The organism is Gordonibacter sp., assembly GCF_036667095.1.
Taxonomy (GTDB): Bacteria; Actinomycetota; Coriobacteriia; order Coriobacteriales; family Eggerthellaceae; genus Gordonibacter.
Genome location: NZ_JAVWUP010000007.1, coordinates 23,810 through 40,274, shown reverse-complemented (window position 1 = coordinate 40,274; position 16,465 = coordinate 23,810). Strand labels below are relative to the sequence as shown.

Genomic DNA, 16,465 nt, shown 5'->3' with positions numbered 1-16,465 from the left:
AGCGCGGGCTTTGCAAGCCTGAGGTCAGGGGTTCGATCCCCCTAAGCTCCACCATTAATTCGAAAGCCGGCATTGCCGGCTTTTTCGTTGTTACGGCTGAGAATCGCGCCTTCATAGAAAACGAGAACTATGTTCCCGCGAGACGGGTTTCGGCGCTTCCCCTGCCTTTAAAAATACGGCATTGCTCCGAACGTCAGCACATACGCTATCCCCAGTACCGCGATATGGGCAGGGTAGTAAGCATAGAAGAACCACTTCAGCGGATAACCCCGTCTTCCACGATAGCCTGACAGCAGCGGAATGACGAGCGCACACCCAACAAAAGGATAGAGCACCTGGGGGAGGTAGTACCAGTCTCCCGCCGCAATCACATTCGCTACCAGGTTGCTCAGCAGGGGAAGCCCTAAAGCCAGGATTGCAATAACCACGGGAACCGCAATGCCTCCGCGTTGACCATACATGGTTTTGAAAAGATAGACTATCACCACGCCGAGGAAGCCCCAGTCGCAGGCAAGGCTTCCCACCGCCGCTATTGCAAACACGGCCCAGAACGCCGCACGGTTTCTCATCTGGTCGTCTGCGTATAGCACGCCTAGGCTGATAAGGAGTGTGACCAGCACGTTTCCTGTCGGAGCAAGAAACAAGCTGAAGGGAATCTGCGAAATGAGGGCGAATACGCCCAAGCGAAAGGCATACTTCTTAATGTTGGAGGTGTGACGGTATCCTACCACCAGTAAGAATGCCATGATGGGAAACGTGAGGCCTCCAGCCCCGAACAACACGCATAAAGCCGGGAGGGGGAGGACGTTGTAGAAAATATTGGCCGCATGGTTCATCGTCATAGCGACGATGGCGATGATTTTGAGCGTGAAGGAGGTCGTTTCGAACTTTCCGCCGCCTATCAGGCTGTAGCCGTTCCCTGATGTCATGCGTCTCCTCGTTGTAGCAGCGGTCGGTCTATCGATTATACTTGATGCATGAACCTTCCGGAAACTCGCAGTCGTCATCCCCTCGCGTTCGTTGCTTTGGCAACCCTCGTTGCCGTTGCCTGCTTTACCGCCATACCAGCGAACTCGTTGGAACTGGTAGGTATCCAGACGGCGCTCGCAGCTTCCTGCATGGTGGTGCTGTTGGTAGCGGCCGAGCCTGACGTGCTGTCGCAGAGGTTCAGGCGACCCTTCGCCGAGCCGGCTTGTGAAACGAGGTGTGTCCGGAAGACTTTTGTGTTCGTGGCAGGCGTCCTCTTCGCCAATGGCTTGTTCGTCGGCATTGTCACTGCCCTGAGTATTACTGGAAAGCTACCGGGCGAGGCTATGCAGGTATCGGCAGGACCCACCTTCGCCCCGTTGGGCAGCATCGCTTTGTTCTTAGCCGTGTGCGTGGCTACCGGGGTGTTTGAAGAAGGCCTGTTCCGCGGTGTTATTTCACGTGGTTTCTCCGATGCTTTACGGGCAGAGGGAAGAAAATCTCCGGCACTTACGGGTGCTATCGCCTCGGCTTTCGTCTTTGGCGTGCTCCATACGGCAAACGCGCCGGTTGCCGAGTTTGCGGGCGAGGTGGTGGTAGCGCAGCTTGTGGCGAAAACAGTCCAAGCCACTTTGTTCGGTTTCGTTATGTCGGCAGTTCTTTCGCATACCGGCAGCCTTTGGACGGTGGTTTTGCTGCATATCGGGTTTAATATCCTCTCGATGGGACCGGCCTTCGCACTCACCGGCGAGCTTCCCTCGACGTATGCCACGGGCGACCCGGTGGACCTTGCTGTCCTGTTAATCAGCGTGGCATTTCTCGTTCCACTTGCGGTTCACGCCTGGCGTATCCTTACGCACGCCGCTCCTCCACGTACTCGATAGACCACGTGCATTCTGTGACGCTGCCTCGTGCAAAAGCCCGCATGTGCGGCGACGTGGTAGTATACTGCCTCGGAAACGATTACGATCATGCGGGGAGCGATGAACCGAACAGAAGCGCTGCGTGTCTTGGGGCTGGACGACGAAGCTACGTCCGACGACATCAAGACGGCGTACAAAGAGACGGTGCAGATATTGCACCCTGATCGCTTCGCGTCCAACAAGAAGCTCCAAGATCGAGCTACCGAACAGTTTAAAAACCTGCAGGCAGCCTACGAGTACCTTACCAGTGGCAAAGGTTCGCGCAAAGGAGCCTCCCGCGCCTCATCCGTTGGAGGCGTCGGTGCTACCTCGCGAGGCTCTTCGGTTCCAAGCCAGGTTGAGGCGCGCATCGCGGGTATCCAGGCGGCACGCACTCAGCTGGTTAAGCAGCGCGACGTATACTTAGACGAGCGCCGCAACGCTATCGCCATGGCAGCTATCGGCGCGGTGGTGGCGTTGCTTGCGGGTCGGCGTCCTTTTGGCATTCTGGGCGTTGTTGCCGGTATTGCCAGTGCGGCTGCAGTGTGGGGTATCGTCCAAGTCGTTTCGTCCCAGCGTTCCATCGGCACGCTGAGCGAGCATATTGCAGAGTTGAACGCAGAGCAGCGGCGGTTGACCGACGAGTTGGAAGATTTGGAATGAGCGTGCACCGGCAAGCGGGTCAGCTATCCGTTTGCATAGGGGTGAGCGAGGCCGCGATGCTTTTTCGGTTTTGTTGCAACGACGGGAACCTCATCTCCCCAAGATGAACGGCAAGCAAAAGCAAGCAGAGATATAGAAAGAAGTCGTATGAAACAAGAAAACATCCGCAACGTCGCTATCATCGCGCACGTCGACCACGGCAAGACCACGATGGTAGACCGACTGCTGTACTCCAGCGGTGTCTTCCGTGAGAACCAGCAAGTGGAAGAGCGTGTGCTGGACAGCAACGACCAGGAACGCGAGCGCGGCATCACCATCCTGTCGAAGAACATCTCCGTCACCTACAATGGCGTGAAGGTCAACGTCATTGATACACCGGGCCACGCCGACTTCGGCGGCGAGGTCGAGCGCGTGCTGAACATGGCCGACGGTGCTCTGCTTATCGTTGACGCGTTTGAGGGCCCGATGCCGCAGACCCGCTTCGTGCTGAAGCATGCGTTGGCGCAGAGCCTGCGTATCGTGGTGGTTGTCAATAAGATCGATCGCCCGGGTGCACGTCCTGAAGAGGTTGTGGACGAGGTATTCGACCTGATGGTCGAATTAGAGGCAAGCGATGCGCAACTCGACTTCCCCGTGATCTACGCTTCGGCCATGAACGGCTATGCCCGTTTTGCGCCCGACGACGAGAACATGAACATGTTGCCGTTGCTTGAAACTATCATCAACGAGGTACCTGCCCCCGACTGCGAGCCCAGCGGCCCGGTGGCATTGCAGATATGCACGGTTGACCATTCCAGCTTCGTCGGGCGTATCGGCGTAGGCCGCCTGTATTCCGGCACCATCCATAAAAACGAGCAGGCCTTGGTCATCAAGAACGACGGGACGCGCTACAACACCACCATCAAAGAGGTGTTCACGTTCGAGGATATGGGCAAGAAGAAGCAGCTCGAAGTGCACGCAGGCGACATCGTCGCCGTCGTGGGCGTGGACGATGCCGACATCGGCGACATGGTCACCAGTCGCGATAATCCTGTGCGCATGGATCCCATTCAGGTGGAAGAGCCTACGATGGCCATCGTGTTTGAGGCTTCCACCAGCCCGCTCGTCGGCCGCGAAGGCGACATTGTGGGCGCGCGCCAGTTGAAAGAACGCCTGCTGCGTGAGGCGGAGAGCAACATTTCCATGCGCATCAGCGAGCTTGAGGACAAGAGCGGCATGGAAGTGGCCGGCCGCGGCGTCCTGCACCTGTCGGTGCTTATGGAGACGATGCGCCGTGAGGGCTTCGAGTTCCAGGTTGGCCGCCCGCGCGTCATCATCAAGAAGGACGATCACGGCAACAAACTCGAGCCTATCGAGGAAGCTACGGTTGACGTGCCCAGCGAGTACGCAGGCAAGGCCATCGAGGTGTTCGGCAGCGCCGGTGGCGAGATGACCGACATGTTCCAGCGCGGCGAGACCACGCACGTGGTGTTCAAGATTCCCTCGCGCGGCACGATGGGCTTGCGCACCCGCCTGTTGAACGCCACCCGCGGCGAGGCAGTCATGTTCCACCACTTCAGCGAGTACGGTCCGTTCCGCGGCGATTTCGGCGGCCGCAAGAACGGGTCGTTGATCGCCATGGCAACTGAAAAGAGCGTCGCCTACGCGCTCGATGCGCTGCAGCAGCGTGGCCGTTTGTTTGTCGCCCCTGGCGAGGAATGCTACGAGGGCATGATCGTGGGCGAGTCGGCCAAGGACGGTGACATGGTGGTGAATGTGGCGAAGACCAAGCAGTTGGGCAACCAACGCTCGTCCGGTGCCGACAAAGCCATTCAATTGACGCCGCCGGTCACGTTCACGCTGGAAGAGGCGCTTGAGTACATTGAGGACGACGAGTTGGTAGAGGTGACTCCCCAGAGTATTCGCCTGCGCAAGCGCATCCTCTCGTCAGTCGAGCGAAAGAAAGCCAACAAGAATTAAGTGCAAGCCGTCGGTTTTTCGACCGGCGGCTTTTTTATCGGCCCTTTTTCCTGCTCCCCATACGTTCGGGGTTCATGAATCGAAAGTGGGCTTATTGTGCATCGTGAGGGCCGCATTTGGCGGGTATGCGAAAATACAGCGCATAGTAACGTACTCATGCACGGCTGCATCCCCGAGCCGGCATGTTCGAGGGAAGGGTCATATGAAGACTGCGAACATCATGAAAGCCGTATGCGTTGCGGGTTTGGCTGCAACGTGCGTTTGGAGTTTGGCGGCTTGTACCTCAGCCGATGCCTCCAATAGCGCTACGGGCGGCGTCGCGGCCACGGTCAATGGCGCGGAGGTTGCCGAAGACGACGTGACGGCTATGATCGAGAGCATCCGCGGCCAAATGGGCGCGGAGGCCGAAGAGGCATGGGGTCAGTGGCTTGCCGACAACAGCATGACGCCTATTTCCGTGCGCGAGGAGATGATCGACTCGTTTGCCCAGCAGGAACTGGTCAAGCAGGGTGCCAAAGAAAAGGGCATCGCGGTCGAGGGCTCGGAGGTCGATGCGATTATCACCGGCACCAAGGCCCAGTTCGACAATGACGACGAGAAGTGGCAGGCGGCGCTGAAGCAGGCGGGCTACACCGAGGAGAAGTACCGCGAGATGGTGGAAAACCAGCTCATGCAGAAGAAATTCTCCGAGAGCTTCGCTTCCAACGAGGAGCCCAGTCAGGAAGACCTGCTGCAATACTCGCAGATGTACGCCTCTGCCTACGATGGCGCGAAGCGCTCGTCCCATATTCTGTTCGAGACCGGTGATGATGCCACGGCCCAAAGTGTGCTCGACCAAATCAACGCTGGACAGTTGGGCTTCGCCGATGCTGCGAAGCAGTATTCCAAGGACGGCAGTGCCGACAAGGGCGGCGACGTGGGCTGGGACAAGATGAGCCAGTTCGTGCCCGAGTACACCGAAGCGCTTAATGGGTTGCAGAAAGACCAGGTAAGCGGTTTGGTAACGAGTAAATACGGCATCCATATCATCAAGTGCACCGATGTGTTCACGGCCCCGAAGGAAAAGGGCGAAGACGGTACGGAGACGGTGAAGATCACGAGCATCGACCAACTGCCTACCGAGTTCCTAGACACCATAAAGGCATCGCTGAAGCAGCAGAAGCAGACCGAGGCCTTCCAGGCTTGGCTCGCCGAGTATCAGGAAAAGGCCGATATCAAGATCAACGAGATGCCCGCGAACCTCCCCTACGCGGTCGATATGTCGAAGTACCAAGCAGCTACCAGCACGGATAATTCCGGTACCGGCGCAACCGCCGGTGGTGCCGGCAATGCGACGGAAGGCAGCCAGGGCGGTGCTGATAACGCCGCCCCTGCCGAGCAGGGTGGGAACGCCTCGGGCGAACAGCCGGCGGGAGGCTCTCATTCCCAGCAGCCTGCCGAAGCAGCCTAGCAGCATTAGGCGGCCAGGCGCGAAGAAGCACCATGAGGATGCCCGCGGAATATCCGTGGGCATCTTTGCATCATGGTCTTCTTGTGACGGCTGTTGAGCTGTTGTATACTACGTAGCTGCTGCATGAGCGCGCCGAGCGCGAGCATGCATCTTCCTGAGAAGCGGAGAGATGACCGAGCTGGCCGAAGGTGCACGATTGGAAATCGTGTGTGCGCCAAAAGCGTACCTAGGGTTCGAATCCCTATCTCTCCGCCAGAACAACCCCCGCGCACGCGCGCGAGATCATAGGGACGGAATCGTCCTGTCGACGGGCAAGGCCCGCCGAAGCCTGAAAGGCCGCACTGAAAACCGGGCGGCCTACCCCAAGCGGAGGGGTGGCAGAGTGGTTGAATGCGGCGGTCTCGAAAACCGTTTTACCCGTAACCCGGGTAACGAGGGTTCGAATCCCTCCTCCTCCGCCAGTTAAAAGAGAAAGCGCCCGCAGGCGCTTTTTTAATTCCACCGGCCCTGGTGGTATTCGCCGATCGGCTCAAAGGCTATAAGACCAGTAAAGGCGCCTTGCAGCTTCCCCTCGACAAGCCTCTCGGCCTCGATCTGGTCGGCTACATAGCCCGCTGGCGCGTGCGACGTGTGGAGGAGAGGCAGATTCCAGGCGCGTAAAACGCCCTATGCCCCCGAGTTTCCTTGTCGTAGGCGCCTAGCTGCTGCGCATTAATCCTATCTTAATACTCCTCGGCGCACCTTAACGGTGTCCTTATCTGTTTCCCCGTATTCTCTGAACATCTTATCGGATACGTCTGCCTGTGCATTGATCGCGGCGCGCAGGTGCTCAGAGGACAAGGAAGGAAACCGATGGAACTCGTAACCGGCCTAGTCGGGGGATTGAGCGTGGCAGTGACGCTCTATCTTTTCTACATCCTGCTCAAAGGGGGCGACGAGCAATGACGGAAGAGCTGTTCGAGTACGCGGTGTACGTTGCGTTGCTTATCGCACTTGCGCTGCCGTTGTCCGGCTACCTGAACAAGGTCATGGCAGGCGAGAAGAACCTGTTTTCGCGCGTGCTGGTTCCTGTCGAGAATTTCATCTACCGGGGCGTGCGCATCGACAAGAACGAAGGCATGAGCTGGAAGCGTTATCTGGTGAATGTGGTGGCGTTCTCGGTCGTGTCGTTTGTCGGCCTGTTCGCTCTCCTTATGCTGCAAGGCGTGCTGCCGTTCAATCCCGAGGGTTTGCCCGGTCTTTCCTGGCACCTTGCATTCAACACGGCGGCGAGCTTCCTGTCGAACACGAACTGGCAGTCCTACAGCGGCGAGTCGGCTTTGAGCTATTTCTCTCAGTCTATCGGCCTGACCGTGCAGAACTTCGTGACGCCTGCCGTGGGTATGGCCGTGTTGTTCGCCCTGTTCCGCGGTATTGTCAGCGAAGGCAAGGTAAGCCTGGGCAACTTCTGGACCGACGTGACGCGCGCGGTTCTGTTCGTGTTGCTGCCGCTGTCTCTCGTGGTGGCCATCGTGGATGTCGCGCAAGGCTCCCCGCAGAACCTGAACGACTACGATACGGTCGAGCTGCTCGAGCCGGTAGGTATCGATGCGCACGGCAACGTGGTCGATGCCGACGATCCTGCGGCCGTGCAGACGGTCACGCAAGAGGTCGTTCCCCTGGGCCCGCAGGCAAGCCAGGTTGCTATCAAGCAGCTGGGTACGAACGGCGGCGGCTATAACGGTGTGAACTCGGCGAGCCCGCTTGAGAACCCCACACCGCTCACGAACCTTATCCAGTGCATATCGCTGCTGCTTATTCCCATGGCGCTTGTGTTCAGCTTCGGGCGTTTTGTGGCTGATCGCCGTCAGGGACGCGCCCTGTTCGCTGCGATGTTCGCCTTGCTTCTGGTGGGCATGGTCGTGATCGGGTTCTTCGAGCAGACGGGTACGCCGCAGCTCGCACAGGACGGTGCCGTCTACATGGGTATGATCGACCAATCGGGCGGCAATATGGAGGGCAAGGAGACGCGCCTCGGCGTGACCGACTCATCCATCTGGGCTGCGTTCACCACCTCGGCTTCGAACGGCTCCGTGAACTCCATGCACGACAGCTTCACGCCTATCGGTGGCATGATACCTATGATCCTCATGGCGCTCGGTGAGATTGCGTTTGGCGGTGTGGGCTGCGGTCTGTACTCCATGATCGGCTTCGTTATCCTCACGGTGTTCATTGCCGGGTTGATGGTGGGCCGAACGCCCGAGTACCTGGGCAAGAAGATCGGGCCCAAGGAGATGCGCATGGCAATCGTCCTGTGTATCACCACACCGGTAGTCATCCTCATAGGCGCGGCGGTCCTGTGCCTCGACCCTGCAACGGTGGACAGCTTGAACAACTCAGGCGCACACGGGTTCTCCGAAGTGCTGTACGCGGCTATCTCAGCAGGCGGCAACAACGGCTCGGCTTTCGCCGGACTCAATGCCAATACGCCGATGATCAACTCGGTGCTCGGTTTGGAAATGCTGGCGAACCGCTTCATCCCCTTGGTTGCCACGTTGGTGCTTGCTGGAAACCTGTGCAAGCGCAAGAAGGTGGCCACGAGTGCTGGAACGCTTTCTACCAGCAACGCTGTGTTCGTGTTCCTGCTTCTTCTTATTATCCTGCTGGTCGGTGCTCTCTCGATGTTTCCGGCGCTGGCGCTGGGTCCCATCGCCGAGCAGCTCCAAATGGTACTGGGTTAGACGGGAGGAGAGGGAATAATGACAACTGCAACGAAGGAAACCTCTATGAGCACCCAGGCGATGCGCGCCGTGCGCGACGCATTTGCAAAGCTCGCTCCTCGCGAGCAGGCAAAGAACCCCGTTATGCTGATGGTCTACCTGTCAGCTATCCTCACGCTGCTCTTGTTCGTGCTTTCGCTGTTCGGCATCGCAGACTCCCGGCCCGGCTTCATCCTTGCCATCTCGTTGGTGCTGTGGCTTACCGTGCTGTTCGCAAACTTCGCCGAGGCGCTCGCCGAGGGCCGCGGCAAGGCTCAGGCGGACTCCCTGCGTGCGGCGAAGCGCGACGTCGAGGCCCACAAACTCAACGACGGTCTGGTGGCGAAGGGCTTTCACGAGTCTGATCCGGCCACGTTCTTCCACTTGCAGGCAGAAGAGGTGAACTCGGCCTGCCTTAAGAAGAAGGATGTGTTCTTTGTGGCCGCAGGCGAGCAGATACCTGCCGACGGCGAGGTGGTCATGGGCGCGGCATCCGTGGACGAAAGCGCCATCACCGGCGAGTCCGCCCCGGTTATCCGCGAGTCCGGTGGCGACCGCTCGGCAGTGACCGGCGGCACAACGGTGCTGTCCGACTGGCTGGTCGTGCGCGTGACGGCCGACGCGGGCCACAGCTTCCTCGACCAGATGATCGCCATGGTGGAATCGGCTGCGCGTAAGAAGACGCCGAACGAGATCGCGCTCGAGATATTGCTGGTGGCCCTGACCATCGTGTTCCTTATCGTGGCGGTGTCGCTGTTCACGTTCAGCGGGTTCACGGCGGGATTGGGCGATATGACGAATCCCACGACTATCACCTCGTTGATCGCTCTGTTCGTGTGCCTAGCTCCGACGACCATCGGCGCCCTGCTTTCCGCTATCGGCATTGCCGGCATGAGCCGTCTGAACCGCGCGAACGTGTTGGCCATGAGCGGGCGTGCCGTCGAGGCCGCAGGAGATGTGGACGTGCTGTTGCTGGACAAGACGGGCACTATCACGCTGGGCAACCGCCAGGCTGCGGAGTTCATCCCGGTGGACGGTGCCACCGAGCAAGAAGTGGCCGACGCCGCGCAGCTTGCCAGCCTTACCGATGAGACACCCGAGGGCCGCAGCATCGTGGTGCTGGCTAAGGAACGTTTTGACATCCGCGGCCGCGAGTTGGAGGGATCGGGCATGGTGTCGGTGCCGTTCACGGCGCAGACCCGTATGAGCGGCGTGGACTTCGACGGACACGAGATCCGCAAGGGCGCAGCCGATGCCGTGCGCGCCTATGTCGAGGCTGCCGGCGGTGCCTACAGCACGGCCTGCACGCTGGCAGCCGAGGAGATATCCCGTGCAGGCGGCACGCCGCTGCTGGTCGCACGCGACCACCGCATCCTGGGCGTCATCTACCTGAAGGACATCGTGAAGCAGGGCATCAAAGAGAACTTCGCCGATCTGCGTACGATGGGTATCAAGACTGTCATGATCACGGGCGACAACCCCATGACCGCCGCCGCTATCGCCGCCGAGGCCGGCGTGGACGACTTCATCGCCGAGGCGACGCCCGAGACGAAACTGGAAGCCATTCGCCAGTACCAAGCCGACGGGCATATGGTGGCCATGACCGGCGACGGCACGAACGATGCCCCGGCGCTTGCGCAGGCGGACGTTGCCGTGGCTATGAACAGCGGCACGCAGGCGGCCAAAGAGGCCGGCAACATGGTGGACTTGGACTCGTCGCCGACGAAGCTCATCGACATCGTGCGTATCGGCAAACAGCTGCTCATGACGCGCGGATCGTTGACCACGTTTTCTATCGCGAACGACCTGGCCAAGTACTTCGCTATCATCCCTGCGCTGTTCGTGCCGTTGTACCCCGAGCTTGCAGCGCTGAACATCATGCAGCTGGGCAGTCCGTTGTCTGCCATCATGGCCGCCATTATCTACAACGCGCTCATCATCGTTGCGCTTATTCCGTTGGCGTTGCGCGGCGTGAAGTACCGCGAAGGCTCGTCGCAGAGCCTGCTCACCCGCAACTTGGCTGTGTACGGCCTGGGCGGTATCGCCCTGCCGTTCGTGGCTATCAAATTACTCGATATGCTCATGGTGCTTATCGGAGTGGTGTAGCACGCCTCGGGCGCACGAGGGAGCGTGCGGAAACGTACGATGAAAAACGTGTGCATTAAAAAAATGAGTAACGAAAAAACGAGTGTGGTAAAGATACTTACAACGAAAAACGAGCAGTAAGAAAGTAACGAGCTAACAAACGAGCAAGCAAAAAGGAACGTGAGGCCCGCCGCCGCCAGAGAACGCGCCGGGCAAGGCGAAAGAAAGGATCGACCATGAAACAGGCGAAAACATGGGGGAGCGCACTGCTGCTCTTCCTCGTGATGACGCTTCTCTGCGGCGTTCTGTACACCGCCGTGTGCACGGGTATCGCCCAGCTGTTCTTCCCTCATCAGGCAAACGGCTCCATCATCGAGGTTGATGGAACGAAGTACGGTAGCGAATTGCTCGGGCAGAGCTATTCAGAGCCCGACCATATGTGGGGTCGCCTGACCAACGCGAACGCCTCTACCTTCACCGACGATAATGGCAATCCGGTCATGTGGTACGGCCCGTCGAACCTGAGTCCGGCAAGCGAGGAGTTTGAAGCCATCGTGCAAGAGCGTGTCGATCAGATTCGCGACGCACATCACGATCAGGGCGGCAAGCCCATCCCGAGCGACCTGGTGACGTGCTCCGGCAGTGGTCTCGATCCTCATATCTCTCCGGCTGCAGCCGACTACCAGGTGGAGCGTTTGGCGAAGAACACCGGTAAAAGCGAGTCCGACGTGCGTGCCATCATCAAGCAGTGCACCGAGCAACCGCAACTGGGCATCTTGGGTGATGCTCGCGTGAACGTGCTCAAAGTGAACCTCATGCTCGACGGCATCCTGTAGCAGGAAGAAACGCGTCTTACAGCAAGAGGCAAAGAGAGGGGAAGTGGCGCATCCTGGGCTGCTTCCCCTGCCGTCGTTTCACGTGAAACAACGAAGTACCGCAGGTTTTTCTTATGCGCTGACTCGTGGAGTGTTTCACGTGAAACAACTCCGCAAAATGCCCGGCCCCGGCGGTTTCGGTGTTCATTTTTGAAGAAACACCGAATAACGAGGCGTTTCTCGGTTGCGTGCCGCGGGAAGCCCTACACTGGGTGCCAATGAAGAATTCGCGTCGTTTCGAACCACCGCAGCGCAACGGTTCGGCGACCCCGCTGAAAGGACACAGCAATGGCAGATCGTACGGTGGAAAGTGCGGACATAGAGGTTCCTGAGATCCCCGAGATTCTGGAGAAGGTGCTGCTCTTCGCACTTGATGAGGCGAAAGAGAAGATGATGCAAGGTGCCGACGTGGTGCCGTTTACCGCCCTGGTGGTGAAAGATAACCTGTTCATCGAGAACCATCCGGGCGAGTCGGCTGAGGAATGCTTTGGTTTCGCACGTCATACGGTGGAGCACGCCCGCGGCGCCGAGGCGTACGCGCTGTGCTATGACGGCTATATCGAGGTGGACGACGAGACCAAAGATGCACTCATCGCCGAAGGCGGCATTCCTGGCGAGGATGAGGGCGTTGCCATCGGCTACTTGTACACGATGAACGATGCCGGCGAGCCCACGTTTGAGGCGGAACCTGCCTATATCGGCGAGGCTCCGAACTTCATGGGCGATCTCAAGGAAGCCTCCGAGTACGACGACGAGGAGATTGAGGAAAAATACCTCGACGACGAAGCTGACGACGAAGCTGAAGACGAGGCTGACGAAGAGAACTAGCATTGCGCGATTGCTTGCGTACTCCAAAGCGTCGCTCTGTGGGGAAGCCGCACGCCTCGCATGTTTCACGTGAAACATGCGAGGCTCGGCCCTCGTTGTCGGGCCGCTGTGCCTGTTAGAGTCCCTCGGTCTTCTCAAATGCAGCACGAACCGAAGGGGATGTATCGTAAGTCTTAGAAATCGAATAACAACCCACCAAAACGAATACCGACGGCCCTCCGGTCGTCGGTATTCGTTTTGGGGTAACTTTATGAAACTTTGAGGACTTTCGATACCGTCCCTTTCGCATTTTCTTCCCACGAAGTTTCGCGGCCATTTTTTGGCAGCGTTTTGTTAGATTCTTGCTTGATTCCTGTCAGCGCTTTGACGGTCGATTTGCTGGATAGGCGTTAGGTTGGGACGGTTTTAATCCGGTTCGATTACGGCGTATCCGCAAGGTTGCGTTGCTATACTACGACCCAAGAGAAGTTCGGCGGACAAAAGGGATCGTGGAGTAGATCGGACGGCTCGAAGCAGGAAATCGCCTTGGTCAACAGGTGCTATGCAGTCATCGCAAGGAAGTCCTTGGGCGCGGAAACATGGTGAAATCATGTGCGCACAGGCAGGATGGAGAAGTTTTCCTTGTGGATGACAAGGCCCTTTGTTAGAATGACCAAGCTTATCCTGCTCCGGGTTAACTGCCTTCACCAGCCCCGGAGCCGCAAAGACCAAAGGAGGTGAGCTGATGAAGGCTTATGAATTGCTGTTTTTTGTCGCTCCGTCTATCGACGAAGAATCCCGCGCCGCTGTTATGAAGCGTATCGAAACCACGATCGCTGAAGGTCAAGGCACGGTGGACAACGTCGACAACTGGGGCAAGCGTAAACTCGCTTATGAGATCAACGGTCTGACCGACGGTGACTATACACTCATCGATTTCCATGCTGATCCCGCTAACGTGGCTGAACTCGATCGCGTTCTTCGCATCAATGACGCTGTTGTGCGTCATATGATCGCAAAACGTACCGATCGCGATTAACCGCACGTGGAATCGGGCGGGCAAAGACCGCCCAGCATGAGAAGAGGTAGAAGACATGAGCATTAACCGAGCTATTATCAGCGGGAACCTGACGCGCGACCCCGAACTGCGCAGCACTGCGGGCGGTTTGCCCGTGCTGGGCTTCGGCGTAGCCGTAAACGATCGCCGCAAGAACCAGCAGACCGGCGAGTGGGAGGACTATCCCAACTTCATCGACTGCACCATGTTCGGCGCGCGTGCCGAGAGCCTTTCCCGTTTCCTGTCCAAGGGCACCAAGGTGTCCATCGAGGGCAAGCTCCGCTGGAGCCAGTGGGAGCGCGACGGCCAGAAGCGCAGCAAGATCGAGGTGATCGTCGACGAGCTCGAATTCATGTCGAGCCGCAACGATTCGTCGTCGTCTCACGGCGGCGGCAACGCGGGCGGCTACTCTGCTCCGGCGGCGGCTCCTATGGCCGCTCCGGTGGTCGATGCCTCTTCTTCGGTTTACGACGAAGACATCCCGTTTTAAGCGATATTGAAAGAGGTTTGAAATGTCCGATTACGCGAAGCAGCCGCGTCGCAAGTTCTGCCAGTTCTGCAAGGACGATGCGCAGTACGTCGACTACAAAGACACGCAAATGCTGCGCAAATACGTTACCGACCGCGGAAAGATCAAGCCGCGCCGTGTGACGGGTGCCTGCACCCAGCACCAGCGTGACGTCGCGAACGCCATCAAGCGTGCCCGCGAAATGGCCTTGATGCCCTACGCGGTGCCCGCCGTCAGCGGCCGCGGCGACCGTCGCAGCCGTTAAGGCGAAGGAGGAACTATGAAAGTCATTCTGCTTCAGGAGTTGAAGGGCAAGGGCGGTGAAGGCGACGTCGTCGACGTGGCCCCCGGCTTCGCCAACAACTACCTGCTCCCCCAGAAAGCCGCCATTCTGGCGACCGAGGGCAACCTCAAGCAGCTCGAGCAGCGCAAGCACAACATCGCCAAGCGCGAGGAAAATCGCTTGGGCGACGCCGAGAAGCTCAAGGCTTCCCTTGAGGGTATGGTCGTAAAGGTTGACGCGAAGGTGGGTGAAGAGGGCCAGCTGTTCGGCTCTGTTACTGCCGTGATGATCGCCGAGGCTATCAAGGCCGCGACCGACCTTGACGTGGACAAGCGCCGCATCGAGCTGAGCCATGCCATCAAGACGGCTGGCGAGCATGAGGTGTCCATTTCGTTCTACCGTGATATCAAGACGAAAGTGAAGCTGTTCGTCGGTGCCGATATCCCGGTTGTCGAAGAGGCCGTCGAGGTTGAGGAAGCTGCCGAGATTGCGGAAGAGGCCGAAGTTGCCATCGAGTCCGCTGAGGCTGCCACCGAAGAGTAAAAAAGTTTATCCACAGCATTCCGTTGTGGAAACTGGGGAAAACCCCCTTTGCCCCGTTCGTGGGCGAAGGGGGTTTTTGTTTGCCGGTGGATAACGAAAACCGCCCACTTCATGCATAAAAATAAATGATGACCTGCGACAACCCTTGCAGTATCATAGGCAGTCATACTGCTGAAGAGAAAGAGAAAGCATGCCAGGTCCCCTTGCCCCGTACAGTCCTGATTTCGCCCCTGAAGACGGTTACGGAAACGATCGCCGCCACCTCGAACCCCAGAATATCGAGGCGGAGAAGTCGGTCTTGGCAGCTTGCGTCCTGACTCAGGAGGCCATAGAAGAGGTTGCGGCAAAACTTGTTCCGACCAGTTTCTACCGTGCGTCGCACCAGCGCATCTTCGAGTCGATGCTCGATTTGTATGCGCGCCACATCCCTATCGACCATATCTCGCTTGCCGACAACCTGAAGGCTGCGGGCCAGCTAGAGGCCACCGGGGGGAAAGCCTACCTCGTAGGACTCGCGGGCGATACGTTCGCACTCACAAACTGGCAAAACCATGTCGAGATAGTAAAGCGCACCGCTATTTTGCGCGACCTGATCCGTGCATCTACCTCTATTTCCGCCCTTGCCTACGACGCGCCCGACGATTTGGATGTCGTGGTAGAGGAGGCGGAGAAAACGCTGTTCAGCGTTACCGAGCAACGTGTTTCCTCGGCTTTCCAGAAAGTGGACACCTTGTTGGTCGAGGCGTTCGAGGAAATTCAAGAGATTGCCGCGCAGGACAATAAGATCGCAGGGGTCGCCTCAGGATTTAGGGATGTAGACGATCTGTTCCATGGGTTTCGCGGTGGCGATCTGGTTATCCTGGCTGCCCGTCCTGGCGTTGGAAAGACCTCGTTCGCGCTCAATTTGGCCACGAATGCTGCGAAGCTCGGTGCGACCGTGGCGTTCCTTTCGTTAGAGATGAGCGCATCGCAGCTGGTGCAGCGTATCCTGTGCGCTGAGGCTCGCGTGAGCTTGACGCGATTGCGCTCCGGGCAAGTGCACGATGCCGATTGGGGTGCCATCGTCGAGGCATCGAGCAAGCTCTCCAATCTCGAGATGTTCATCGACGACACGCCTGCCCTGTCTATTCTGGAGCTGCGCGCGAAGGCGCGCCGCGAGCTGCGTAACGCCAAGAAGGGCCTCATCATCGTCGACTACCTTCAGCTCATGCAGCCACCTAAAGCACGTTCGGATGGAAACCGTGCGGTCGAGGTTGGCGAGATATCCCGCGGTCTCAAGGTGCTGGCAAAAGAGATGGACATGCCGGTTATCGCCTTGTCCCAGCTCTCGCGTGCAGTCGAGATGCGTGGCAAGAAGCGCCCCATGCTTTCTGACTTGCGTGAATCGGGATCTATCGAGCAGGACGCCGATATCGTGGCATTCATCGACCGCAGTATGGACGAGATCGAGGCCGAAAGCGAGGACCGTCCCGATCTGGGCACGGCGCAGCTGATTGTGGCGAAGCACCGCAACGGCCCTACGCGCGATATTCCCCTTGCGTTCATCGCCGAGTACACACGTTTCATGGATTTGGCTGACGATTCCCGCGCCGGCAGCTATATGTAGGGCTCTCGTGGGCAAATTCGCGC

General features: G+C 58.5%; 14 protein-coding genes and 2 tRNA genes. 15 read left to right on the top strand and 1 reads right to left on the bottom strand.

Annotation, left to right across the window (positions count from 1 at the left end):
• Positions 1-167: 167 nt before the first annotated feature.
• Complete coding sequence (locus RR842_RS01740; RefSeq protein WP_332728872.1) at positions 168-929, bottom strand: TraX family protein; 762 nt, start codon at positions 927-929, stop codon at positions 168-170.
• A 48-nt stretch (positions 930-977) separates the two neighbouring features.
• Here RR842_RS01740 and RR842_RS01735 point away from each other — a divergent pair, with 48 nt between their 5' ends.
• The 15 genes from RR842_RS01735 (at position 978) to dnaB (ending at position 16,442) form a co-directional block, all read left to right on the top strand.
• Entirely contained in the window at positions 978-1,850 is an 873-nt protein-coding gene (locus RR842_RS01735) for a CPBP family intramembrane glutamic endopeptidase (RefSeq protein WP_332728871.1), read from the top strand.
• Between the two features lie 99 nt (positions 1,851-1,949).
• A complete protein-coding gene (locus RR842_RS01730; RefSeq protein WP_332728870.1) occupies positions 1,950-2,531 on the top strand; it encodes a J domain-containing protein in 582 nt (193 codons plus the stop codon).
• A gap of 147 nt (positions 2,532-2,678) precedes the next feature.
• Positions 2,679-4,490 (top strand): translational GTPase TypA, encoded by a 1,812-nt coding sequence (gene typA / locus RR842_RS01725; RefSeq protein ID WP_332514333.1) that lies wholly within the window; start codon positions 2,679-2,681, stop codon positions 4,488-4,490.
• Between the two features lie 202 nt (positions 4,491-4,692).
• Complete coding sequence (locus tag RR842_RS01720; protein WP_332514335.1) at positions 4,693-5,940, top strand: peptidylprolyl isomerase; 1,248 nt, start codon at positions 4,693-4,695, stop codon at positions 5,938-5,940.
• A gap of 163 nt (positions 5,941-6,103) precedes the next feature.
• Positions 6,104-6,195: transfer RNA gene (locus tag RR842_RS01715), tRNA-Ser, on the top strand.
• 113 nt (positions 6,196-6,308) lie between these two features.
• Positions 6,309-6,401: transfer RNA gene (locus RR842_RS01710), tRNA-Ser, on the top strand.
• Between the two features lie 480 nt (positions 6,402-6,881).
• Entirely contained in the window at positions 6,882-8,660 is a 1,779-nt protein-coding gene (gene kdpA, locus RR842_RS01705) for a potassium-transporting ATPase subunit KdpA (protein WP_332553524.1), read from the top strand.
• Between the two features lie 45 nt (positions 8,661-8,705).
• A complete protein-coding gene (gene kdpB, locus RR842_RS01700; protein ID WP_332728869.1) occupies positions 8,706-10,784 on the top strand; it encodes a potassium-transporting ATPase subunit KdpB in 2,079 nt (692 codons plus the stop codon).
• Between the two features lie 215 nt (positions 10,785-10,999).
• A complete protein-coding gene (kdpC, locus tag RR842_RS01695; RefSeq protein ID WP_332728868.1) occupies positions 11,000-11,599 on the top strand; it encodes a potassium-transporting ATPase subunit KdpC in 600 nt (199 codons plus the stop codon).
• A 327-nt stretch (positions 11,600-11,926) separates the two neighbouring features.
• Positions 11,927-12,466 carry a hypothetical protein gene (locus RR842_RS01690; RefSeq protein ID WP_332728867.1) on the top strand — a complete coding sequence of 180 codons (540 nt, stop codon included), beginning with the start codon at positions 11,927-11,929 and terminating at the stop codon, positions 12,464-12,466.
• 724 nt (positions 12,467-13,190) lie between these two features.
• Positions 13,191-13,484 carry a 30S ribosomal protein S6 gene (gene rpsF / locus RR842_RS01685; RefSeq protein ID WP_332512047.1) on the top strand — a complete coding sequence of 98 codons (294 nt, stop codon included), beginning with the start codon at positions 13,191-13,193 and terminating at the stop codon, positions 13,482-13,484.
• A 55-nt stretch (positions 13,485-13,539) separates the two neighbouring features.
• On the top strand, positions 13,540-13,992 hold the full coding sequence (gene ssb, locus RR842_RS01680) for a single-stranded DNA-binding protein (protein WP_332553528.1): 453 nt from the start codon (positions 13,540-13,542) through the stop codon (positions 13,990-13,992).
• Between the two features lie 22 nt (positions 13,993-14,014).
• The gene (gene rpsR, locus RR842_RS01675; RefSeq protein WP_332512045.1) at positions 14,015-14,275 is read left to right on the top strand and encodes a 30S ribosomal protein S18; all 261 of its coding nucleotides are present in this window, start codon (positions 14,015-14,017) and stop codon (positions 14,273-14,275) included.
• Positions 14,276-14,290: 15 nt separating this feature from the next.
• On the top strand, positions 14,291-14,836 hold the full coding sequence (gene rplI, locus RR842_RS01670) for a 50S ribosomal protein L9 (protein ID WP_332512044.1): 546 nt from the start codon (positions 14,291-14,293) through the stop codon (positions 14,834-14,836).
• A gap of 190 nt (positions 14,837-15,026) precedes the next feature.
• Positions 15,027-16,442: a replicative DNA helicase gene (dnaB, locus tag RR842_RS01665; RefSeq protein WP_332512043.1), complete on the top strand. Its 1,416-nt coding sequence runs from the start codon at positions 15,027-15,029 to the stop codon at positions 16,440-16,442.
• Positions 16,443-16,465 lie beyond the last annotated feature (23 nt).